The organism is Floridaenema aerugineum BLCC-F46 (genome assembly GCF_041929345.1).
GTDB lineage: Bacteria > Cyanobacteriota > Cyanobacteriia > Cyanobacteriales > Aerosakkonemataceae > Floridanema > Floridanema aerugineum.
Window position 1 is genome coordinate 1 of sequence record NZ_JBHFNQ010000234.1, and the last position, 23,599, is coordinate 23,599.

Genomic DNA, 23,599 nt, shown 5'->3' on the forward strand with positions numbered 1-23,599 from the left:
GCTCTTGTACGTTGTTGCGCTTTAGCGCTCTTGTACGTTGTTGCGCTTTAGCGCTCTTGTACGTTGTTGCGCTTTAGCGCTCTTGTACGTTGTTGCGCTTTAGCGCTCTTGTACGTTGTTGCGCTTTAGCGCTCTTATGACAATTCTTGATAAGAGCGCTGAAGCGCAACAACGTACTAATTAACAGCGAACTCAGGTTCTAGCAATGCTCCCTGCATTTTGCTTAACCAATCGATTAAACTTTGTAATTGTTTATCAGCACTTACCACACCTAACCCTCGAATAGTTATTTTACCCGGAGTAAAGACAAATCGCGATCGCAAATTTTCCGGCAAATTTTCCGCCAAAATATTCCAAGCTGGTTCCTCCATTTTAGTTTCCAAAATTACGTGCTGTTTCCCATCAGGTTTAATCCGCGAAAAACCTAATTTCCGCGCCACTTGTTTGAGTTCCATAACTCTTAACAATTGTTTTGCAGCCGGAGGAACATTGCCATAACGATCGCTCCATTCTGCCACAATTTGCTCTAATTCTTCTTTCGATTTAGCCGATGCAACCGATCGATAAGCACTCATCTTTTGGTCTATATCAGTTATATAATCAGACGGAATAAACGCCGTCAAAGATAGATCGATTTGCGTATCATCAACTTGGGGAATTTCTTGACCGCGAATTTCTTGAATCGCCTCTTGTAACATTTCTGTATAGAGGTCAAAACCGATCGCATTCATTTGTCCTGACTGTTCCGCACCCAACAAATTACCAACGCCACGAATTTCCATATCGCGCATTGCTAATTGATAACCGGAACCCAATTGAGTAAACTCTTGAATAGCTCGTAAACGTTGACGCGCCGCTTCCGAAAGTTGACTTTTTCGCGGATAAAATAACCAAGCGTGTGCTTGAATTCCTGCACGACCAACTCTTCCCCGCAACTGATAAAGTTGAGCTAAACCGAATTTTTGTGCATCTTCAATCAGGATAGTATTGACGCGAGGAATATCCAAACCAGACTCAATAATTGTGGTACAAACTAAGATATCCGCTTCGCTATTGCTGAAGGTTAGCATTGTGGATTCTAACTCAGATTCATCGAGTTGACCATGAGCGATCGCAATTCGCGCACCGGGAACCATTTCCCTTATTTTTGTCGCCGTTTCTTCAATTCCTTCTATTCTGGGAACTACATAAAATATTTGTCCTCCGCGATCGAGTTCTTGGCGAATTGCTGTTCTCACCGCTTCAGGATCGTAAGGTGCAAGATGTGTTTTAATCGGACGACGGGAAGGAGGCGGAGTTGTAATTAAACTCATTTCTCTAATTCCCGACAGCGACATATATAAAGTTCTGGGAATTGGAGTAGCGGTCAAAGTTAATACGTCAACTTGAGTTTTTAAACTCTTTATTTTCTCCTTTTGGTTAACACCAAATCGTTGTTCTTCATCCACCACCAACAAACCCAAATCTCGGTAAGCAACTGTTTTACCTAACAGTTGTTGAGTTCCCACAACTATATCTAATTCACCCGTAGCTAAACGGCGAATTATATCGCGTTTTTCCTCTTCGGTGCGGAATCTATTTAACAAACCGACGTTAATTGGATAGGGAGCAAAACGCTCTTTTAAGGTGTGATAATGTTGCTGAGTTAAAACTGTTGTTGGTGCTAAAACCGCAACTTGTTTACCCGCAGTCACCGCTTTAAAAATTGCGCGAATTGCAACTTCGGTTTTCCCAAAACCAACATCACCACAAACCAAACGATCCATTGGTCGAGGAGATTCCATATCCCGTTTGACATCTTGGGTTGCCTTTAGTTGATCTGGCGTTGGTTGGTAAGGGAAAGAATCTTCCATTTCTTCTTGCCAAGGACTATCAACGGGATAAGCAAAACCTTCCTGTTGAGCGCGTTGAGCGTATAATTTCAGTAAATCAACAGCCAGTTTCTTAATTGCTTTCCGAACTTTTGACTTGGTATTTTCCCAAGCTTTCCCGGTCATTTTATTTAATTCCGGGGGTTTATCTGTCGTACTGCGAAATCTGGATAAACCACCCAATTGATCAGCTGCTACTCTGAGCAAACCATCAGCATATTGAACTACTAAATATTCGCGAGTTTCATTATTAATCGTCAGCTTTTCCAACTTAAGAAACTTGCCGATTCCGTGACTTTTATGTACTACATAATCACCCGCTTGTAACTTGTTCGGGTCAACTTGTTTAGAAGCTGCACGTCGCCGTTTGCGAATATAACTTGGTGTAGCTAAAGAATGCTGTCCGTAAAATTCGCGATCGGTCACAACAACCAAGCGGAAAGTCGGCAAAATAAACCCTTCCAACTCCGCCAAACCGGAATATTTCACCGCCACAGGCGTATGCTGAACCTGTAACTTTTCGATTGCTTGAAAATCGCGAGGATTCGGGACAAATTGTGCCGGACAATCATGTTCTTGCAACAGAGCAACCGATCGCGAAGGTTGCGCCGAAACAATCCAAATTGCAAAATTTCTTTCCCTTTCTTGCCGTAAAGTTTCCGCCAACTTAGCAAACTGATGGGGAGTCGCCGGAACCGGACGACTAGACAAATTCAGCGAAGAATCTTCCGCAATTTCCGGCAAATCTACCCGATGAAACCGCGAACCATTCCCCAAACAACTCTCAAAAGAACAGTGCAACTTAGGAATATTAGATTCTCTCCCAGTCCCCGACTTCCACTGTTCCTCAACCGCATTAAACCAAACAGCATTATGCGCCTCACACTGTTCCGGTTCATCAACAGCAATCAAAGTAAGATCCGGCAAATAATCCAACAAACAAGCAGGTTCCGCAAAAGCCGATCGCAACAACCGCCAAACCTCTTCTTTATCTTCTTCCTCTTCCTCTGCGTCCTCTGCGTCTCTGCGGTTCAAATTCCCCACAACTCCCCGATAAATCGCCGCAAAATCCGTCGGAGTCAACAACAAACGCTCAATTTTATCCAAAGATCGCTGAGTAGAAGGGTCAAACTCCCGAATCTTCTCCAAATCATCCCCAAACCACTCCAACCTTACAGGTAACTCAGCCGAAACCGGGAAAACATCAATAATATCGCCGCGCCGACTCCATTGACCCTCAGTTTCCACCAAAGAAACCCGTTCATAACCCAAAAGCGCCAACTTTCGGGAAAAATCATCCAAATCCGCGCTTTCTCCCAACTTCAGAGTCAAACAATACTCTTGAAAGACGTTTGGTGGTGGCAAATGGGGTTGAAGCGATCGCTCAGTCGCCACGATCGCCATTTTACCCGCTGACTCACCCACCAACCCATGACTAACCAAATCCGATAAAACCTGCATTTGTCCCCAAGTCATCTCCGACTCTGGCGCTAATGGTTCGTAGGGTGAAGCTTCCGAAGTCGGGTAAAAATGCACCGTTTGCCAACCCATTGCTTCTAACTGCGCCGTCCAACGTCCCGCCTCTTCCAAAGTAGCGGTAACGACGAACAGGTTTTTTGCCGCAGTTTGCGCGATCGCCGAAGCAACTAAACCCTTGGGAAGACGCGGAACACCGCTCAACCTGAGATGCTGTTGTCGGTTAAGCTTGGTGAGAATTTCGTTAGTCAGTGGCGATCGGCCTAAAGCACGGATAATCGAAGAAAAGGTCATTGGATTTTGGATTTAAGGGTTGAAGAATTCGCTCTACGTCTACTACAGATTATTTTAAATAAGGAAACCCCCTGATTTGGCAGTTTTGGAAGTAGATTATCGGCTCATCTGATTTAGCATTTAATTAGTTTTTGCTTAATATTCTCAGATTCCATGTCTTTTACTACTGATTTTCTGATTATCTTACTTTTGATAGTGTCTAACGGCTTTCTGGTGATGTCGGAGATGGCGATCGTCTCTTCCCGCAAGGTACGCTTGCAACAGATGGCTACCCGTGACAATAAAGCTGAACTCGCTTTGTCCTTGGCAAATGCGCCGAATCAGTTTCTCCCCACAGTCCAAATTGGCATTACTTTGTTGAGTATTGTTTCTGGTGCTTTTGGTGAAACGACGATTTCTCGGTATTTAAGACCAGTTTTAACTAGTATCCCGTTTCTTAGATCTTACGCAGAAACGATCGCTTCCGTACTTGCCATTTTAATTATTACTTATTTAACTTTAATTATCGGTGAATTAGTGCCAAAACGCATGGCATTAAATAGCCCCGAACCCATTGCCGCAATTGTTGCCATACCAATGCGATTTTTGGCGATGATTACTGCGCCTTTTGTTTATTTTTTAGGTGCTTCCACTCAGTTAGTAGTGCGAGTTTTGGGAATTATACCTTCTACAGAACCCGAAGTTACCGAAGAAGAAATTAAAGTTTTAATTGAACAAGGTACAGAGGCGGGAACTTTTGAAGAAGCGGAACAAGATATGGTCGAAAGGGTGTTTCGCTTAGGCGATCGACCAGTCAGCGCTTTAATGACACCCAGACCGGAAATTGTGTGGTTAAATATTGAAGATTCCGCAGAAGTGAATCGGCAAAAAATTACTAGTAGCGAACATTCTCGCTTTCCGGTCTGCCAAAGAGAATTAGATAATGTCCTTGGTGTGTTACCAGTAACCGACATACTTTCTCGCTGTTTAAATTCTCAACCTTTAGATTTATCTAGCTCTTTGCGCCGACCTTTATTTGTTCCCGAAAGCACCAGAGGCTTAAAAGTTCTGGAAATGTTTAAACAGACAGGTACTCATATTGTTTTTGTTGTGGATGAATATGGAGTAATTCAAGGTTTAGTTACTCTCAATGATATTTTAGTAGAAATTGTCGGTGATATTCCTTCGGTTTATGATCCTGATGAACCCTCAGCTGTGCAACGGGATGATGGTTCTTGGTTAATTGATGGAATGTTATCTGTAGATGAATTTTTAGAGAGGTTTGAAATTGAAGAATTGACTAGTGAAGAAAGAGGCAGTTACAACACAATGGGTGGTTTAGTCATGGCACATTTAGGCAGAATTCCCACCGCTACCGATAAATTTGAGTGGAAAGGTTTTTGTTTTGAAGTAGTAGATATGGATGGCAACCGAGTTGATAAAATTTTGGTGGTACCGATCGCTAATTCAGATGATGGGGAATCTAGAAATTCTCCTGTAGAATAAACTTAGCTTTTCAGTATTGTTAATCAAGGAGTCAATAATTTGCAACGAAAAAAAGAGCCAGATCCTACCTTTCCAATTTCTCGCGAAAGGTTCTGGTACTTTTTACAGAGGGAAAAGCTCGATCGCCTAATTTTAGTTCTGGTAATTATCCTGGCATTTAGTTCGATCGGTTTATCATTATTAGAACCCAATTTGTCAATTACCGATGCTTTGTGGTGGAGTATTGTTACTTTAACTACTGTTGGTTATGGTGACATTACACCCATCACATTTTGGGGTAGGGTAATTGCGATCGTCAATATGTTTTTTAGCATTGGCATTTTGGCTACTTTCAGCGCTACTATTGCCAGCATTTTAGTAGATAGAAAAATCAAAGAAAATCGAGGTATGACTAATTTCCAATTTAAAAATCACATTATATTATGCGAATGGAATTATCGCGCCAAAGTAATTTTAAATGAATTGCGCTCTAACACTCAAACCAAAACAACACCCATAGTCTTAATTGCCAGTATTGACAGCAAGCCAGTTGATGATAAATATTTATTTTTTATTCAAGGTCAAGTATCTGACGACACTTTAAATCGTGCTAATCTAGCTGAGGCTAAAACTGTGATAATTTTAGGTGATGACAGTTTAGATAATTTGGCTCGTGATGCGAAAGTTATTCTCTCTACCTTAACTGTAGAAAGTATTAATCGTAGCGTTTACTCAATTGTAGAATTAGTAGATTCAGCTTATATTGAAACCTGTAAAAGAGCTAACGCTGATGAAATAATTGTCGGCAGTGAGATCAGTAGTATGCTGATTTATCAAGCTACTATTAATCATGGTATTACTCAGGTAATTTCTGATATTTTTAGTCCTGAAGATCGTAATCAAATCTATAAGATTCCTGTGCCTAAAGATAAAGTTGGTCTGACATTTTTAGAAGTTTTTATCTATATGAAACAACACCATCAAAGTACTGTAATAGCCGTGCAAAAGGACGAGGAAGGAGAAGTAATTTCTAACCCCCCAACACATTATATATTGACAGAATATGATTATTTGATTGTCATTGCTCCCAATTAAAATTAATATCAGGCACGTTGTTGCGCTTCAGCGCTCTTATAGATAGCGCTGAAGCGCAACAACGTACCCGTTTTTAAAATTGTCTTGACCAATCCTTGGGCCAACGTTCTACAATGACTTTTGTTTGGGTAAAAAATTCTACAGCATCTCTTCCTTGTCCGTGTAAGTCACCGAAGAAACTGGCTTTCCAACCACTAAAAGGAAAGAATGCCATCGGCGCAGCTACACCGATATTAATGCCAATATTACCAGCTTCGGCTTCATAACGGAATTTTCGGGCAGCGGCACCATTTGTGGTGAATAAACAAGCCATGTTTCCCCATTCACCGCTGTTGATAAAGGCGATCGCATCTTCAATAGTATCTAAATGAATTAAACCTAACACTGGGCCGAAGATTTCTGTGTGAGCAATTTCTCCAGTTGGGTTTATATTTTGCAGAATTGTTGGTTTAATAAAGTTACCTTTTTCATAACCGGAAATTTCCGGGTTTCTGCCATCTACTAATAAATTTCCCCCTTCATCAATACCCACTTGAATTAAATTTTCAATTCTTTGTTTGCTTTCAGGAGAAATTACAGGGCCCATTTCTACTTTAGGATCTAAACCGTATCCTACCACGCGCTTAGATGCGGCGTTGGCGATCGCCTCCGTGAAACTATCTTTTGCTTCTCCAACTGTCACCGCCAAAGATGCCGCTAAACAACGTTGTCCCGCACAACCAAAAGCACTATCAGCCGCAATTTTTACCGTTGTTTCCATCTCCGCATCCGGTAAAACTATAATCGGATTTTTCGCCCCGCCTTGGCATTGCACGCGCTTCCCATTAGCAGCAGCACGACTATAAATATATTTGGCAACAGGAGTGGAACCAACAAAACTAATTGCCTTAACCGTAGGATGATCTAAAATAGCATCTACCGCTTCTTTAGCACCGTTAACTAAATTTACTACTCCTTTAGGTAGATGCGTTTGTTCTAACAATTGGAAAATTTTTTCCATTGTCAAAGGTACTTTTTCCGAAGGTTTAACAATTACCGTATTTCCGCAAGCAATGGAATATGGTAAAAACCAAAAAGGAATCATTCCGGGAAAGTTAAAAGGGCAAATTATCGCCGTGACTCCCAAAGGTTGACGAATCATAAATTCATCTATGCCACGCGCCACATCTTCTAAGTTGTATCCCTGCATTAACATGGGAATACCACAGGCGACTTCCACATTTTCGATCGCCCTTCGCAATTCACCTTTGGCTTCAGTTAATGTTTTACCACACTCAACAGTTATGGTTTCGGCTAAATCTGTAAAACTCGCTTCTAAGAGGTTTTTTAATGTAAATAAATACTGCACTCGTTCTGTTGGCGGAGTCTGTCGCCACACTTTTCCCGCTGTTGCTGCGGCTACAACTGCTGCATTTACCTCAGTTGCAGGAGACAATGGAACAACACCCAATACTTCTGTTGTGGCGGGGTTAACTACTTGTAAGTAGTTGCTGGCACTGGATACCTGCCATTCCCCATTAATATAGTTTTTGAGAGGCTGATTTACTGTCACGGTTAACCTTTGGTCTTACTGGCAAAATTATACTTAGTTGCTTCACACCTTTTGGTAACTAAATGTTCTATTTGACAACTTACGTACCTAACTTATGTTAAAAAGGAATCATAGCCTTATTTTTTCTCCGACAGCATTTATTTGTTCATAATTTCTTAAAAATGGATCTTACAGAGTTCGTTTCCTCAGAATTAGTTGATTTAACAAATTGTGAGCTACAGGCTATCCATACCCCTGGTTACATCCAGCCTCATGGTGTACTGTTAACTCTTCAAGAAGCGGATTTAATTATTCTGCAAGCTAGTCAGAACACAGCAGAATTTTTGGGTATCCCGGCAGAATCATTAATTAATCATAGTTTAGGTCAGTTCCTAAATCAAGCTCAACTGAATCAATTACAGGAATATATAGCCACAGGAAATATAGATATATATAATCCGCTAAATCTCTCCATCAAAACTGTTGACTCCCACAAAGAGGTTGAATGTATAATTCATCGCTCCGAAGGAGTTTTAATTTTAGAAATGGAGCAATGCTTAGTTAAAGAGCAATTTTCTGCCCTCAGCTTTTACCATATAGCTAAGGCAGCAATTACGAATATTAAAAGAGCCAATACTTTCCAGGAAATGACTGAATTATTAGCTCAAGAAGTGAGAAAAATTACTGGTTATGACCGAGTAATGATTTATCAATTTGAGCCAGATGAAAGTGGTGTAGTAATTGCTGAAAATAAACGAGAAGGATTAGAACCTTTTTTAGGTTTACATTATCCTGCGTCTGATATTCCCAAACAAGCGCGACAGTTATACTATCAAAACTGGCTAAGATTAATTGTTGATATCAACTATCAGCCAGTGCCAATTATTCCCAAAAATAACCCTCTGACAAATGCTCCCCTAGATTTAAGTTTGTCAGTTCTCAGGAGCGTTTCTCCTATTCACATAGAATACTTGCAAAACATGGGAGTTTCAGCATCTTTATGTACTTCGTTAATTACAGATAAAAAACTTTGGGGGCTCATAGTCTGTCATCATTGTTCGCCTCGATATGTAAATTATGAAATTCGGAAAGTCTGTGAATTACTTGGGCAAGTAATGTCCCTTGAAGTTGTCAATAAACAACAACAACAATTCAAAAAATACAGCGATAAAATAAAATTGATTCAGGAGGAATTAAAAGGTATATTATTAGTTAAAAATGTCAACAATCAGATTTTCAAGGAAAAACAAAATAGTTTATTAGAACTAGTCAATGCTCAAGGTGCGATTATCTCTTTTGGTGAAAGTTTAACTTTAGTTGGTAAAACCCCAAGCAGAGAAATTAGTCAAAGTTTAATTAATTGGTTACAACACTACAGCCAAAAAGAAGTATTTCATACAAACTGCCTTTCCCAAATTTATCCCGCTGCGAAGCAAATCAAAGAATTAGCCAGCGGTTTACTAGCAATTTCTATTTTTGTTGATGATATTACTTACCAAATAATTTGGTTAAGACCAGAAGTAATTCAAACAGTAAACTGGGGAGGAGATCCGAATGAAACTCTGATAATTAAAGATGATAGAAAAGATGATGGAATTATACATCTTTCGCCCCGTAATTCTTTTGAATTATGGAAAGAAACAGTTACAGAAAAATCTTTGCCTTGGAGACAAATTGAGATTGATGCAGCCGCAGAATTACGCAACGCTTTAATGTTTGCAGTTTTAAAATTTTACCAATCAGCATTGCAAAAAGCAGCAGTTGAAGCCCAAGCTGCTAACCGTGCCAAAAGTCAATTTTTAGCGAAAATGAGTCACGAATTGCGAACTCCTCTAAATGCAATTTTAGGCTTTACTCAAGTGTTAGCCCTACATTCTTTAGATGAAGAACAGCAAGAATATTTAGGAATTATTGGGCGCAGCGGCGAACATTTGCTTTCCCTAATAAATGATGTTTTAGAAGTTTCTAAAATTGAAGCAGGTTTGGTAACTTTTAATGAAAATTCTTTTAATTTATATCATCTACTAGATGGTTTGGAAGAAATGTTACAGCTAAAAGCGAAATCAAAAAATTTGCAGTTATTATTTTACCGGGAACCAGACCTGCCTCAATACGTAAAAACTGACGAAAGTAAATTACGGCAGGTATTGATTAATTTAATAGCTAATGCTATTAAATTTACCCAACAGGGTACAGTAAAATTGCGAGTAAAAGTTATTGAAGGTTCGCGTCAGTTTTCTGAAGAAAAATCGGCAATTAAATGCCAACTTTTATTTGAAGTAGAAGATACTGGCCCTGGGATCTCTTCAGAGGAAGTTACGCATTTGTTTGAGCCATTTTTTCAAAGTGAAACAGGCAGAAAATCAATGGAAGGTACAGGCTTAGGCTTACCAATTAGCCGCCAATTTGTCCAATTAATGGGTGGAGATATTAGTATTAGCAGTCAATTAGGTAAAGGTACTACGGTCAAATTTGATGTTAATGTTAATATTGGGATTATTGGCGATCGCGAACCAGAAAATAACGTAGGCAACGTCATTGCCTTAGCACCAGACCAACCAATTCTTCGCCTCTTAATAGTGGAAGATAACAAAGAAAATCGCCAACTTTTACACAAAGTATTAACATCAGTTGGCTTTGAAGTCTGCAATGCAACTAATGGCAAAGAAGCGATTGATTTATGTAAAAGCTGGCAACCACATTTGATTTGGATGGATGTGCGAATGCCCCAAATGGATGGGTTAGAAGCAACTAAAATAATTAAGCAATTGTGTCAAAAATCATCAAGCCATAACCCAATAATTATTGCGCTGACTGCTAGCGCTTTTGATGAAGATCGCGATCGCATTTTAACCTCTGGGTGTGATGATTTCGTAAGCAAACCTTTCCGCATCCCGGAAATTTTTGCCAAAATTAGCGAACATTTAGGAGTATGTTATTTATACGAAGAAACCACTCCTACTCAGGAAAATCAAAAAAGCAAAACAAGAGTGAAAATTAGCGAAAAACTAACAGCGGCAGACCTATCTATCATGTCTGCTGAATGGTTAGCACAATTAAATCACGCCGCTAGTTGTGCCGATGACGAACAAATTCTGGAATTAATTGCAGAAATTACCCCAGAAAAAGCAGAATTAGCTGATAAATTAACAGATTTGGTAAATAACTTTCAATTTGAAGAGATTACCAAATTAACCTGGCACTAGTGGGAGAAGGCAGAGGCAGAAAGCAGAAGAAAAAAGGCTTGTACTGGGCTTTTTCAGTTGTTCTTAACTGTATTCTACTGCCACGCTGTATTTAGCGATCGGTGTCGCTACTTTCTGCTGCTGCCTGCAAATATCTTTCAAAACCCATTCTTTGTTCGGCATTCCGCAGAAAATAGCCATTCATCATTGCGGAAGCTAACAAGCGTCCCAGGTTTTCTTTTGAAGTAGTAATCATCACGCCAAAGTGATCTGGTGGTAAATTTCCCAGCATCCCCATTAAGTTAGCTTCCATTACCTTAGCCGCTTCCGTGGAAGGCTTGGAAAGTTCGCCGATCACCTCTGATTGCATAGATTTCACATATTGCCAAAGCAGGTTGTTACCTTCGCTGTTGTCAAAGAAATCAGAGTTTTTGTTTGACAGATCATTCATAGTTGTGTCCTGTCCTTTAATGTTTCGTAATCTCAATTTAACAAAGTACAAAACTTCGTTTCCAGTGAGCACAACCGAACCACAGGTACGGCTTCTTCTACTACCTAAGATGCTGAGAAATCTTGCTACCAATGGGTTAGACGGGCAATCTGAATCAAATTGCTTCTTGATTACCTAAAAATGTCGGATTTCATCCCCCCTTGTAGGGGTAATTCATCCCCCGTTGTAGGGGTAATTCATCCCCCGTTGTAGGGGTAATTCATCCCCCGTTGTAGGGGTAATTCATGAATTACCCCTACTTTCTTCTTTCACCGCTGATTTACTAAGTTGAGCGAAATATATCCCTAATAAAACTACCGCAAAAGCTATCCAACAAGAAACACTTAACCTTTCCGAAAAGATCACCCAAGCTTGCAGGGAAGTGATCACGGGATCTAGGAGAAAGGCGATCGCTATAAATCCAGAAGATAGCATATTTTGACTATAAACAATTAACCCCTGACCAATAATTTGACAAACCAGTGCTAAACCAATTACAAACAGCCATCCTTTCCAAGAATAAGGAAAAATTCTCTCCTGAGTTAACCACAGAATTGGTATTGTTGCTAATGTGGCGATCGCTGAACCCCACATTAAAATTTTATTAGCCGAAAATTTAGTTCTCAGTCTTTCCACAATCAGCAAATATCCCGCTACTAAAATTGCTGAAACTACAGCTGCTAAATCTCCTTGAACTTTGCCTGTTGCCAGTTGCAAATCCTCAAATTCAATCACAACTACTCCACTTAAGGCAATCACCATACCAAAAATGAATTTGTTGTCAAAATGCTTACCAAATAACAGCCAAGCTAATAAACAAGTAAACAAAGGAGTCAAGTTATGCAATACTGTTGAGACCGCCACACTTGTTTGGGTGATTGACCAAGCCCAAAATATTTGTGACGCGGCAAAAAAAGTTCCATATCCCACAAATAACCAGATATATTTAGTAAAATCTCCACTATTTTTGGGCGATTCTTCTACTTGATCTGGTGCGTACCGACGACGAATCCCTTGTATTCCATTGACTAATCCTAAGCTGGCAGTGCTGATCCATAAACGATTAAATATCGTCGCATAAGGACTCAGTTCTGATTCGCTCAACTTAATAAAAATTGCCGCAAAGGATATGCCAACTATACCAATAAATAAGGAAACAAGCGCTAACCAATTGGGTAATATTTGTGTTATGGCCTGTTGTTTCGTTAGTTCTAGTCTGATTGCTTTACTTGTCATTGTATTAATTCTATTTAGTAAAGTTAGATAGAATTATTTGGTCGATCGCTACAGAAAATCTACCTTCTTTTGCGATCGCTTTCCTTAACGCTTCCAACTTCAATTTTCCCAGTCCGTTCCCTAACGGGAACCATATAGTATTATAAGCAACTAACTTTCATTAAAAGTTATAGTAAAATTAATCCTTACTTTTCCTACCTTTCTTACCTTTCTTACCTACGGCGAAAATTACTGATAATTATTGCCAGATTAAAGATGAGGTTGAATCATGGTTGAGCGGAGCATTTGTTGAACATTTTCACAAAATAATAGTGATAGTTTTTTGGGCTACCAACCATTCCTGGAGGACAAGAAAAAAAATATCCCTGTTCAAGAGTTCCCTATCTTAATGTCGCAAGAGGACTCCCGTCACAGCGTAGGGGTAATTCATGAATTACCCCTACTTGTAGTCAATTAACAAATGAACATGGTCAGATTCACCATGAAATTCTTTCCTAAGTCAAATTTCCCGTTTGATTACCCATAGCCGTTTTTGAAGCACTTGCCTCCAGTCTGGGGAAGTGTATATTAAATTAACTCAGCAGATAACATTTTCAGTGAAACTACTGATGTATTTATATTTCTTTAGTTTTATTGACTTTGTTGATGCAATTACCTCTTAAACGGGCATTCTATAAGTAGATACCTAGTTCCCAGTAGGATTAGACTAATGTCAGCTTCAATTATTCTCATAGATCCCCTGTTAGCCCAAACCCCTGCCAAAAAACCTAATCCCACCGATTCATCATTTGACATTTGGATGGGAGTCTCTGGAGGTTTAGCTTTACTGCTAATAGCTTTAGGTATATATTCCAAACTTCAGATCGACAAATTGAACAAAAAGGTGAGGTTTGAAGATTTCCGCATCAAAGAACTGGACAAAAAATTAAAGTTAGCCCTGGAAACGATTCGCAAGATGGAAACTAATCCAGACTTGGTTTATTCCAGGGAGTTCAACCTAGATTATTTGCGGATGCGGATGGCAGAAGAAGTATTTCACTTTGCCATTGTCAATCAAATCAAGGTGAAGGTAAAGGAAAAAATAGCCGTCGCTCTCCGCCCCAGCCAAGCTCAACAAACAGCTGTAGGTATTGCTAGTGCTTCTGGAAGACAAGTTGATGAAATCTTTGATGTTGAGTATGTACCCGTAGAAGGGGTAAAAGCTAAAAAGGCTGTGTTGTTCCGAATTCAAATTCGGCTGATGAAATTACCCACCCAAGCTACTTCTGCCACAATCAATCAAATCATTGATTGCATTGAAACTTTCTTGAGTCCTAGCGAAGAACAAGATAATTGGCAACCGACAATTCAAGGTCGGATTGTACACATGGAATGGGATCAAAAGGCGAAACCTACACCACTGTTAGTTTTAGAGCAATCTAATGATGGTGTTAATGTTAGCTTTGCCACTCGCAGAGATGTGCCTAAAGCCGCCGGTGGAGCAGCCGCCGCCCCACCACCACCACCAATGAGACGACCCCCAACACCAGGAGCAGCCAAAGCTCCTGGTAACGGTGCCGCTAAACCAGGTGGTCAGCCCGGTACTAAACCAACTAACAAAGCAAAGAAATAATCAGATTAATTTCTCTGACAAATTGATTACTCAGCAGTTCAATAGTTAACAGTAATTCAGGGTGATATTACCAGATTTTCGTTTCTAATCAATCTTTCTGACGCTGTTTTACTCTACTGGGAGGTAGTATTTACCGAACATGAATTACAATAAAATAAGGAGCCATCTTCCTTAGTCGCCTCAGACGGTTTAGAAAGAGAAAGGATTGCGGGTATTGTTCAAAAATTAGAATTAGGAAACAATACCATTTTTACTGGGCGAATTGTCACGATTTGCTACCTTTGTATTACACTGCGGCTGATGTTTGTGTAATTCCCAGTCATTACGAACCTTTTGGTTTAGTAGCAATTGAAGCGATGGCTTGCGGTACGCCTGTAGTTGCTTCTGATGTGGGAGGTTTGCGGTTTACTGTGATGCCAGAAGAAACTGGGTTGTTAGTTCCGCCGCAAAATGTGGATGGTTTTGCTGGGGCGATCGATCGCATCCTAGCCGACGAAATTTGGGCACAAAAACTCCGCAAACAAGCATCATTAAGAGTACAACAAAACTTTAGTTGGACAGGCGTAGCAATTCAACTTAGCGACCTCTATCGTCGTCTATTAGCACAATCTTTGCTTCACCCATCTTTCTATCATTCTCAGTTACCAATTAGCCAAAATATTGGTAAGAGTTTGGTAAAAGCATCATAAAGAAAGGCAGAAATTGTGGGGCAGGCAAGATGCCCACCCCACAAGATTTATTACTTTCTTGTGGGGCAGGCAAGATGCCCACCCCACAAGATTTATTGCTTTCTTGTGGGGCAGGCAAGATGCCCACTCCACAAGATTTATTGCTCTCTTGTGGGGCAGGCATCCTGCCTGCCTTAGTTTTCACTTTATTTACTTAAACAAAATCAAACAAAACAGTAGTCATGTAACGTTCCGCCCAATCATTCCCAAAAGCTTTTTCTAAAACTCTGCGGGTTTTATCATTTTTTTGTTGTTTTGTGCAGTAATAACGTTGACCTTTTAAAATTTCCTCGCGGCGTTGATCGTCAACAGGTTGGGCAATGCTTGCTTGCTGACAGTGTATAGTTAAAAAGTCGCGAACTCTGGTTAAAAACTGCGTTTCTTCCTCTGGACTTCCCGGACGAATAAATAAACAAAATTCCGAGAAAATATCGCCCCATTCTGGTAAATCTCGCGGTTGGGAAAAGTCGATCGCAGGCAAAGCAGAAAGAGCATTTGTGTAGTTTTCTGGTAAAGTCAGATCGGGGTTAGTTGAAGAGAGATCGACGATCGCAGCACTAACTTGTCCCCTACCACCAACGATGTCAGTCCCAAACATCGGTAAAGCATATTCGGGACGGGGAAACATTACACAATGCAAAATGTCTAAAGAAGCACCGACTTTCGCCAATTCTAAGTGCATTTTGCGAAATTGGGGAGTTTGGTAGCAACGATTTTCGATCGTCAACTTTTCCCCCTCCAGTCGCCCTTCCACATATCCCAAATCTTCTGGGAGATGATACGCTTCCAATTGTAAGTATTGTTCCCAAGTAGACTCAATACAATCAGCGAGTTGGCGAATCAAAGAATGTTGTTGTTCCCGCAGGGAAGAATTTACACTTTGTAACATTATTTCGGTTAATAAAAAGTTCAACTTTTAAGCCTTGTTTCAGAATAGAACGAAAAGAGACAATATTGGAAGAAAAAAATGTTGGATATAGTCTGGGAAGAACGTTACGAAATTCGCCAACAACTAGGGAAAAAAGCTGGACGGAGGACTTTACTGGCTTGGGATAATCAAACTCAAGAATTAGTGGTAATTAAGCTTCTATCTTTCGGTAATGATTTGGAATGGGAAGATTTCAAGCTATTTGAACGGGAAGCAACAACCTTAAAAAGCCTTTCCCATCCAGCCATTCCCCAATATTTAAATTATTTTGAGGTAAACTCACCGAATAACAAGGGATTTGCCTTAGTCCAAAGTTATATTGCTGCTAATTCCTTGGAAGAACACCTGAAAGCTGGCAGAACTTTTACGGAAAGCGAAGTTAAGGAAATTGCCAAAGATATTTTAGGAATTCTTACTTATTTACATCAACATCAACCACCAATAATTCACCGAGATATTAAGCCAAGTAACATTCTTTTGACTAATAGTTCTACAAGTGATAAAGGTGAAGTTTATTTAGTAGATTTTGGTTCAGTACAAACTCTCGCTGCTAGAGAAGGTGGGACAATTACAGTAGTAGGAACTTACGGGTATATGCCACCAGAACAATTTGGCGGTAGGGCAGTTCCCGCTTCTGACTTGTACAGTTTAGGGGCGACTTTAATTTATTTAGTTACTGGTGTTCATCCGGCAGATTTACCCCAAACAGATTTAAGACTTGAATTTGAGCAATTTACTAATATTAGTCCGGGCTTTTCTCGCTGGTTAAAATTGCTGACAGAACCGAGTTTAAATCGTCGGTTAAGTTCTGCGGAAGCTGCGTTGAAAGCTTTAGAAAACCCTTTAGAAAATGCTATTTCTGTAGTACCGAAAAAGCCATCAGGTAGCAAAGTTATTCTGAATAAAAAAGCTGACTTTTTAGAAATTAACATTTCCGCAGGGTTGCAACCGCATATTTTATTTTTTAGTTGGTTTGCGATCGCTTGGAATTCCGGCGTATTTTTATGGACAATTACAGCCCTTTTCGCTGTGCCTTTCGGCATGAATCTTTTCTTTATATTATTCTCCTTGCCTTTTTGGGGCGTTGGTATTGGCATGATATTAGAAATAATTTTTAGTTTATTTGGTAAATCTGTCTTTCATTTAAATCAACAAGAAATTTCTTTAATTTACAAGTTGTTTGGGTTAAAATTAAAATTTCGTCCCGGAATTTCTACATTATTTAGTTTTAAATTTAATCCTCGTTCTATGCCCAGAGAAGAGATTAATAAATTAGAATTAGTAGAATTAGCTGAAGGTAATCCTTGGGCGATCGCTATTTGGGCAGGAATGCAAGAATATCAATTTGGGCATGGGTTAACTCCACCGGAAATCGAATGGCTTGCTGCTGAAATCAGCGATTGGTTAAATTTACCAATTCAAACTAAAAAATTGCCATCAGATTGAACAGTTTGTTGTAACGACTTCAGTCGTTTTCTTGAGACAAAGGAAGGACTAAAGTCCTCACAACAAACCTAAGAACTTTCTTCAGAATTTACAGAGGTTTGATTTGCTGAAGAGGGCGGTTTACTGCCCGTGTTTCGCACATTTACCAGCTTATTTAGTAAATCAAACCAGAACGAAGCCCCCATTGAAATTGCTATAGCTGTAACAAACCATCCGACTAAGAACGAAAGCCCTACTAACCATTTGCCTGAAGTCACAATCATGACCAAAATGGCAGTGGGAGGAAAATAATTTGATGGCTTTTTACCATTTCTAATACATCTATTGAATAGTTTATTCCAATCATTATCACGAGCATTTTTTGGCAACTCACAATTCAACTGTCTGCCTAACACACGCGGATTCCAACCGATCGGCAATTTAAGTTGCTCATCTAAAAGTTGAGAAACTTCCTGGTTGCGATCGCTCAAAGGTTTATTGTCAGAGGTAATAAACTTTTGAGCTCCCTGTACTACTGTCTGTCTTAATTCTTCGTCGTATGCCAGACGATTTGCAATGTAAATTGAGTTAGAATTTGTCACAACGGCTAATCCAAAGCCGATTAATAAGCTAATTCCTTTAGCATTCCGCTTATAAACCCCTGATGCTCGATCCATGGATCGATCGAACCAAATTTCAACTTCTTTTCTTAGCTGATTAACTTCATCTTCAGTGCGATCGATTTTCGTTTTTGCTCGGCTTACCAATGTAGCAATACTCTGTTTCACAGAACTAGGAATAAATGGCAAATCAATATCTGCATTATTAATTACTAAAGATCGGTAGTATTGCCGAAAACTCTGTCCCAGTCTACTCAACTCCCATTCAAGTTTATCAGGATGTTGTCTCAGTTCTCCAATTTTCTGTTTAAATTCAGTTATAAACTTTGTCAAGGCTTCTCCATCATTACCTGTGTCAGGATTTCCACTATTTTCAATGTTAAGAGCGGGTGAGAAAAATACATCTACTAAATTTGAAAGAGTTTCTTGCTCGTTTGAATTATCGGGACTACGATCTTGATTTAGCTGTAAATATACAGCTAAAATAACAATCATCACTATAATAAAAAATATTCCTCCCTCAATAGTAATAAATAGCGGTGCTAAAGGAAAAATCGCGAGCAAAGTAACAATTAAAAAGCCTACTAAAAGACCAATTGAAAATGTTTCTTTCCCTCTCAATTTCCAGAGCTTGGAGCTAAGTAATTTTCGTCCTTCTTCACTAAAACCTTGCTTAAACGCCTCTAAATTATCTTTAGCCTTTAAATTGCCTTTGATTTTATTATCGATAATCTTGACGATCTCCTCATATATATTAGACAAAGGCATATTTAGTCTAATATTTGATTTACTTGAATTATCTGCCTGAATTATTTTATATTCTGGCGATGCCAAAATCTCGCTTTTTGTCCGAAACTTTGGTTCTTTATCGTTAATAATTATCTGAATACTTGCATCTAACAGTACTATAAAATTCTCCAATTCCTTAACAACATTTTGATATCTTTGTTGATAATATTTTTTAAATCTATCCTGATAAACTTGGTATGTTCTACTATTTTGATTGACCAAGCTGGCAACTTCTTCAACTGTAGGCTTCAAACCACCATTGACGATCGCCAGTTCATTCTGTCTGCCAAAAAAACCTTTTTTCCAAATAGTTAGTTTGGTTTTTGCTTCTCCATCTCCTAATTGATTAATAAACCGATCGATTCGTAGCGACATTTTATCTATTGCTGCGATCAAGGTAATATCACGATCGCTAAAGTGGTCATAGATTTTTTCTAAGTCTCGTTCAAGCTGTTGGAAGTTCGGAATGTTTGCTTCACCATCAAGAATACTACTGATATTCTCAAGCAGCGAATTTTTAAAGCGATCGAACTTTGCCTCAATCAGCGGCTCAACTAGTTTAGCAAGTCCTAATCTTTCAATTAAAGCAGTTGCAAAAGTTTCTGCCGGAATATATGAAGGCGCACTAACTTTATTGCCAAACACTCCTTCTTCTCTACCAGTTATTATTTGATATATCCAGGAAAAAAACCAAGTAATTTTGCGAAATAGTGTGGCAAATAATCCTCTTGCCTCTTGATTTATATCATTAAGAAGAGGATGATTATATAAATCCTTTGTCAGTCGTTTGGCTGCCTCTATATTTTGATCGGTGATTGTATCACCTGCTAGCAAATTAATAATTGACTGTCTTAAGTGTTGCGCTCGCCATTGCAACAATGTAGAAATTAATTCTTGAATTTCGGAAGCCAATAGGCTTAAAATCAGGTAGATAAAAACTAACCCGATTACAATATCGACAATAGCCGGAATATTCATAGTATTTAGACTAATTTTAATCAGCTAATCAAGAGATTATGCGAAAACCGAGATAAATATACCCTACTCATCTACTATCTAGGATAAATTGTAATCAAATTTAACTATAAAGAATAATGTACTTTTTCCTTTCTTCCGTTCGTTGTAGCGACTTCAGTCGTAATTTGTTACGATTACTCTATTGAGGAGGAATTTGATATTGAAATACCCGATGCTCAGGCGGATAGATTTGAAACTGTTGGGGACATTTTCAATTATGTTGTTGAGAAAGTTTTGTCAGGTAAAAGCTCACCTATACAAATCATTTAGAATTGCTATAGATTAACAAATTATACTAAATCTGCGTTAATTAATCTTTTTTTTGAACCGCGATAGCGAAGCGAAACGCGATAGCGTTTTAGACGCGAAGAGCGCGAAGAAAGAAGAGAAAGGAAGTAAGTAGGTAGATATAAATAAAGTGAAAACTAAGGCGGGCAGGATTCCCACCCCACAAGAAAGCTGCAACTCTTGTGGGGTGGGCATCCTGCCCGCCCCATCCTTAAATAACTATTATCACTTTATTTATTTACACCTACTTAGTTCACTGAGATTTGACATCAATAGACATATCCAAAAAACCTTGTACAGACGTTATATATAAGGTCTCTACAAGGTTTTCAGATAACGCACCTTTAATTTCTGGAGATGTCTAATAGTTTTTTGCAGGGAAGAGAAGGACTGAAGTCCCCACAACAAACTTGCGCTTACATCTGCGTTCATCTGCGTTCTAAAAAATTTCTAACGCTCCTAATCAGATAAACTATTAATTAATCTACTTCCCAGGAGGCGCAAATGTTTGGATTAGGATTACCAGAACTCGGCATTATTGCTGTAGTTGCTCTACTAATTTTTGGCCCGAAAAAGATCCCCGAAATGGGCAGTGCTTTAGGTAAAACTTTAAGAGGTTTCAAAAATGAAATGAATAAAACCGAAGAGGAAGCAGAGGGGCAGGAGACAGGGGGACAAGGGGACAAGGGGACAAGGGGACAAGGGGAGAATTAAAATTTTACCTGTTCCCTGTTCCCCGTTGCCTGTTCCCTAATTACCTACTGACGAAGTAACGGCATTGTTAGATTCTACCGTTGCAGGTTGTTGTACTGCGTCGGGGATGGGATTACGGGCTTCAATTAAGCTGACAGCACGGCTTACTGTTTCGGGCAAAATTACAACCAAACTGTTGACAGTGGCACTATCTAAAGCGGTATTAATCGCTTTTGTTTCATCGAGAATTGTTTCGTAGTTGAAATCTGGTTTAGTTTGCTTGATGCCTTCGATAATTAACCTTGCACCATCGCCTCTTTCTCTGCCTCTGTTATCATCATCTTCTTTAACGATGATCCGATCGAACATCTGCGCCGCCAACTTCCCTAACTGGACAAAATCTTCATCCCTTCGATCGCCAGGGCCACCCACTACCCCAATTCTTTCACCAGGCCAACTGCGGACAAAACCACCTAAAGCTTCGTAACTATGAGGGTTGTGGGCATAGTCAATTAAAGCATGATAATTGCCCAAGTTAAACAAGTTCATTCTACCGGGCGTTTGATTGCTGGAAGCGCGGAAGGTTTTAATTGCCGATCGAATTACATCCACATCTACTCCCTGAACGAAAGCAGCTAAACTCGCAGCTAAAGCATTAGCAATCATAAACGGTGCTCTGCCACCCATTGTCAAGGGCACATTAACTGCCTGTTCAATCCGAATCGTCCAATCTCCCTTCAAAATTGAGATATAGCCGTTTTCGTAAACTGCGGCAATTCCCCCAGAACGAGTATGTTCTTTAATTAACTGGGATTCGGGATTCATTGAGAAGTAAGCTACCTGTGCTTTTGTCCGTTGCGTCATTGCGGAAACTAACGGATCGTCAGCATTGAGCACTGCATAGCCATTGGGGTGAATTGCTTCCGCTACTACACTTTTAACGTGAGCTAATTTTTCTACCGTGTCAATATCAGCAATGCCCAAGTGATCGGCGGCGACATTGAGAATCACACCCACGTCTGAGGCATCGAATCCTAATCCCGATCGCAAAATCCCACCCCTAGCAGCTTCCAACACCGCTACTTCTACCGTCGGGTCTTGTAAAATCAATTGAGCACTTTGGGGACCTGTGTTATCACCTTTTTCGACCAAGAATTCCCCAATGTAAGTGCCATCAGTCGTTGTGTACCCCACCACCACACCTGTTTGGCGGTAAATATGGGCTAACAAGCGAGTAGTTGTGGTTTTGCCGTTCGTACCTGTGACTGCCAAAATCGGAACGCGAGAAGGTGTACCAGGGGGGTAGAGCATATCAATTACCGCGCCACCGACATTTCGGGCAATTCCCCGACTAGGTGCAGCGTGCATTCTAAATCCGGGCGCGGCGTTCACTTCCACAATTACCCCATCCATTTCTTTTAACGGACGGGTGATATCTGCGGTAACTACGTCTATTCCGGCAATATCCAAGCCGATAATTTTTGCTACTCTTTGGGCGATCCAAACGTTTTCTGGGTGAATTTCGTCAGTACGATCGACCGCAATCCCCCCAGTACTCAGGTTAGCTGTTGCCCGGAGGTAACAAATCTGCTCGGCTGGCAATACTGTTTCCAGCGTATAACCTTGTTTTTCTAACAATTGCCAGGAAGTGCGATCGAGTTCAATTCGCGTCAACACATTATCATGTCCCACACCCCGATTCGGATCGCGATTAGTCTCATCAATCAATTCTTGAATAGTTGATTTTCCATCTCCGACTACATGGGCGGGGATTCTTTCCGCAACGGCGACGACTTTGCCATTGACCACTAAAATCCGATGATCGCGTCCTTGATAGTAACGTTCGACAATCACAGCTTTAGAAACTTGTTTTGCCGCATCGTAAGCTTCTTCGGCTTCTTCCCAAGTCGTAATGTTAATTGTAATGCCGCGCCCGTGATTCCCATCCAACGGCTTAATTACGATCGGGTAGCCGCCCACATCTGCGATCGCATCTGCCAATTCATCCAAGTAATTAATTACAGTTCCTCTGGGAACAGGCACTCCCGCTTCCCGTAAAATTTGTTTGGTACTTTCTTTATCTGAAGCTAGTTCTACACCTAAAATTCCCGTTTGCGAAGACAAAGTTGCCTGAATTCGCTTTTGATATACCCCTTGACCGAATTGCACCAAAGCACGAGCGCTCAAAGGTGTCCAAGGAATCCCCCGCGCTTCTGCTTCTTTTACAATTGTTTCTGTACTTGGCCCTAAAGCAGCATCCGCTGCCATTTCTTTCAGGTCTTGTAAATCTTGCTCTAATTCTTCCTGGGCATAACTACCTGTGTCGATGATGCTTTGACACAGCCTGACCGCTGCCCGCACTGCATAGCGACCAGCTTGTTCATCTTTGTATTCTACTACGACGTGATATATCCCACGTTCAGGCGTTTCCCGAGTTCGACCAAATCCCACTTCGCTCCCGGCTAATATCTGTAGTTCCAGGGCGATGTGTTCGATGATGTGTCCCATCAGCGTGCCTTCTTTGACTCTACTCAAGAAACCACCACGACACCCTGGGGAACAAAAATGTTCTACTAAGCTAGGTAAAACTTGCACCAATCCTTCATAAAAACCTGGTATTTCGTTCGACGGGCGATCGGCAAGTTCTTCCAAATCGAGACGCATCACGATAAGTTTATGTCGTCGAATGCTCCAGTAGTTAGGACCGCGTAACGTCTGGATTTTAAGAATTTTCATGGCAGTATCCGAGAGTCATTGAGCAGCAGGACAGCAGTAAACACAATTATCTAGTTTCAAATTGAGAGGCTACACTAAACTGTTCACTAGCAACATTTTTTTGGAAGTATTTATGGTTTTC

13 protein-coding genes and 1 pseudogene are annotated in these 23,599 nt (G+C 40.2%); 7 read left to right on the forward strand and 7 right to left on the reverse strand.

From position 1 onward, the window contains the following. Positions 1-176 precede the first annotated feature (176 nt). On the reverse strand, positions 177-3,641 hold the full coding sequence (mfd, locus tag ACE1CC_RS32650; protein ID WP_413274605.1) for a transcription-repair coupling factor: 3,465 nt from the start codon (positions 3,639-3,641) through the stop codon (positions 177-179). Between the two features lie 153 nt (positions 3,642-3,794). On the opposite strand from mfd, the gene ACE1CC_RS32655 reads away from it, so the two are divergent. Together ACE1CC_RS32655 and ACE1CC_RS32660 are read left to right on the forward strand one after the other, a co-directional pair. Next, the gene (locus tag ACE1CC_RS32655; RefSeq protein ID WP_413274606.1) at positions 3,795-5,126 is read left to right on the forward strand and encodes a hemolysin family protein; all 1,332 of its coding nucleotides are present in this window, start codon (positions 3,795-3,797) and stop codon (positions 5,124-5,126) included. A 39-nt stretch (positions 5,127-5,165) separates the two neighbouring features. After that, positions 5,166-6,200 carry an ion channel gene (locus tag ACE1CC_RS32660; RefSeq protein WP_413274607.1) on the forward strand — a complete coding sequence of 345 codons (1,035 nt, stop codon included), beginning with the start codon at positions 5,166-5,168 and terminating at the stop codon, positions 6,198-6,200. A gap of 73 nt (positions 6,201-6,273) precedes the next feature. Here ACE1CC_RS32660 and ACE1CC_RS32665 read toward each other — a convergent pair whose 3' ends face one another. Next, on the reverse strand, positions 6,274-7,752 hold the full coding sequence (locus ACE1CC_RS32665; protein WP_413274608.1) for a CoA-acylating methylmalonate-semialdehyde dehydrogenase: 1,479 nt from the start codon (positions 7,750-7,752) through the stop codon (positions 6,274-6,276). A 161-nt stretch (positions 7,753-7,913) separates the two neighbouring features. Here ACE1CC_RS32665 and ACE1CC_RS32670 point away from each other — a divergent pair, with 161 nt between their 5' ends. Then, entirely contained in the window at positions 7,914-10,937 is a 3,024-nt protein-coding gene (locus ACE1CC_RS32670) for an ATP-binding protein (RefSeq protein ID WP_413274609.1), read from the forward strand. Between the two features lie 91 nt (positions 10,938-11,028). On the opposite strand, the gene ACE1CC_RS32675 is transcribed toward ACE1CC_RS32670, so the two are convergent. Both ACE1CC_RS32675 and ACE1CC_RS32680 read right to left on the reverse strand, forming a co-directional pair. Next, positions 11,029-11,367, reverse strand: coding sequence for a DUF760 domain-containing protein (locus ACE1CC_RS32675; RefSeq protein ID WP_413274610.1), 339 nt, complete (start codon positions 11,365-11,367; stop codon positions 11,029-11,031). Between the two features lie 282 nt (positions 11,368-11,649). After that, positions 11,650-12,642, reverse strand: coding sequence for a DMT family transporter (locus ACE1CC_RS32680; protein WP_413274611.1), 993 nt, complete (start codon positions 12,640-12,642; stop codon positions 11,650-11,652). Positions 12,643-13,351: 709 nt separating this feature from the next. On the opposite strand from ACE1CC_RS32680, the gene ACE1CC_RS32685 reads away from it, so the two are divergent. Both ACE1CC_RS32685 and ACE1CC_RS32690 read left to right on the forward strand, forming a co-directional pair. Then, positions 13,352-14,254, forward strand: a complete 903-nt coding sequence (locus ACE1CC_RS32685) for a hypothetical protein (RefSeq protein ID WP_413274612.1) — start codon at positions 13,352-13,354, stop codon at positions 14,252-14,254. Between the two features lie 180 nt (positions 14,255-14,434). Beyond that, a pseudogene (locus tag ACE1CC_RS32690) lies at positions 14,435-14,943 on the forward strand (glycosyltransferase); the annotation flags it as partial. A gap of 193 nt (positions 14,944-15,136) precedes the next feature. Here the strand turns inward: ACE1CC_RS32690 and ACE1CC_RS32695 are convergent. Then, positions 15,137-15,871, reverse strand: coding sequence for a phycocyanobilin:ferredoxin oxidoreductase (locus tag ACE1CC_RS32695; protein WP_413274614.1), 735 nt, complete (start codon positions 15,869-15,871; stop codon positions 15,137-15,139). Between the two features lie 78 nt (positions 15,872-15,949). On the opposite strand from ACE1CC_RS32695, the gene ACE1CC_RS32700 reads away from it, so the two are divergent. Then, positions 15,950-17,356, forward strand: coding sequence for a serine/threonine protein kinase (locus ACE1CC_RS32700; RefSeq protein ID WP_413274615.1), 1,407 nt, complete (start codon positions 15,950-15,952; stop codon positions 17,354-17,356). Between the two features lie 68 nt (positions 17,357-17,424). On the opposite strand, the gene ACE1CC_RS32705 is transcribed toward ACE1CC_RS32700, so the two are convergent. Beyond that, complete coding sequence (locus ACE1CC_RS32705) at positions 17,425-19,722, reverse strand: hypothetical protein (RefSeq protein ID WP_413274616.1); 2,298 nt, start codon at positions 19,720-19,722, stop codon at positions 17,425-17,427. A gap of 831 nt (positions 19,723-20,553) precedes the next feature. Here ACE1CC_RS32705 and tatA point away from each other — a divergent pair. After that, positions 20,554-20,763 carry a twin-arginine translocase TatA/TatE family subunit gene (gene tatA / locus ACE1CC_RS32710; protein ID WP_413274617.1) on the forward strand — a complete coding sequence of 70 codons (210 nt, stop codon included), beginning with the start codon at positions 20,554-20,556 and terminating at the stop codon, positions 20,761-20,763. Positions 20,764-20,799: 36 nt separating this feature from the next. On the opposite strand, the gene cphA is transcribed toward tatA, so the two are convergent. After that, positions 20,800-23,478 (reverse strand): cyanophycin synthetase, encoded by a 2,679-nt coding sequence (cphA, locus tag ACE1CC_RS32715; RefSeq protein WP_413274618.1) that lies wholly within the window; start codon positions 23,476-23,478, stop codon positions 20,800-20,802. Positions 23,479-23,599 lie beyond the last annotated feature (121 nt).

Coding starts and splice junctions, on each gene's coding strand:
- mfd (WP_413274605.1), bottom strand. CDS start 3,641: ATGACCTTTTCTTCGATTATCCGTGCTTTAGGCCGATCGCCACTGACT.
- ACE1CC_RS32655 (WP_413274606.1), top strand. CDS start 3,795: ATGTCTTTTACTACTGATTTTCTGATTATCTTACTTTTGATAGTGTCT.
- ACE1CC_RS32670 (WP_413274609.1), top strand. CDS start 7,914: ATGGATCTTACAGAGTTCGTTTCCTCAGAATTAGTTGATTTAACAAAT.
- ACE1CC_RS32675 (WP_413274610.1), bottom strand. CDS start 11,367: ATGAATGATCTGTCAAACAAAAACTCTGATTTCTTTGACAACAGCGAA.
- ACE1CC_RS32680 (WP_413274611.1), bottom strand. CDS start 12,642: ATGACAAGTAAAGCAATCAGACTAGAACTAACGAAACAACAGGCCATA.
- ACE1CC_RS32685 (WP_413274612.1), top strand. CDS start 13,352: ATGTCAGCTTCAATTATTCTCATAGATCCCCTGTTAGCCCAAACCCCT.
- ACE1CC_RS32695 (WP_413274614.1), bottom strand. CDS start 15,871: ATGTTACAAAGTGTAAATTCTTCCCTGCGGGAACAACAACATTCTTTG.
- ACE1CC_RS32700 (WP_413274615.1), top strand. CDS start 15,950: ATGTTGGATATAGTCTGGGAAGAACGTTACGAAATTCGCCAACAACTA.
- ACE1CC_RS32705 (WP_413274616.1), bottom strand. CDS start 19,722: ATGAATATTCCGGCTATTGTCGATATTGTAATCGGGTTAGTTTTTATC.
- tatA (WP_413274617.1), top strand. CDS start 20,554: ATGTTTGGATTAGGATTACCAGAACTCGGCATTATTGCTGTAGTTGCT.
- cphA (WP_413274618.1), bottom strand. CDS start 23,478: ATGAAAATTCTTAAAATCCAGACGTTACGCGGTCCTAACTACTGGAGC.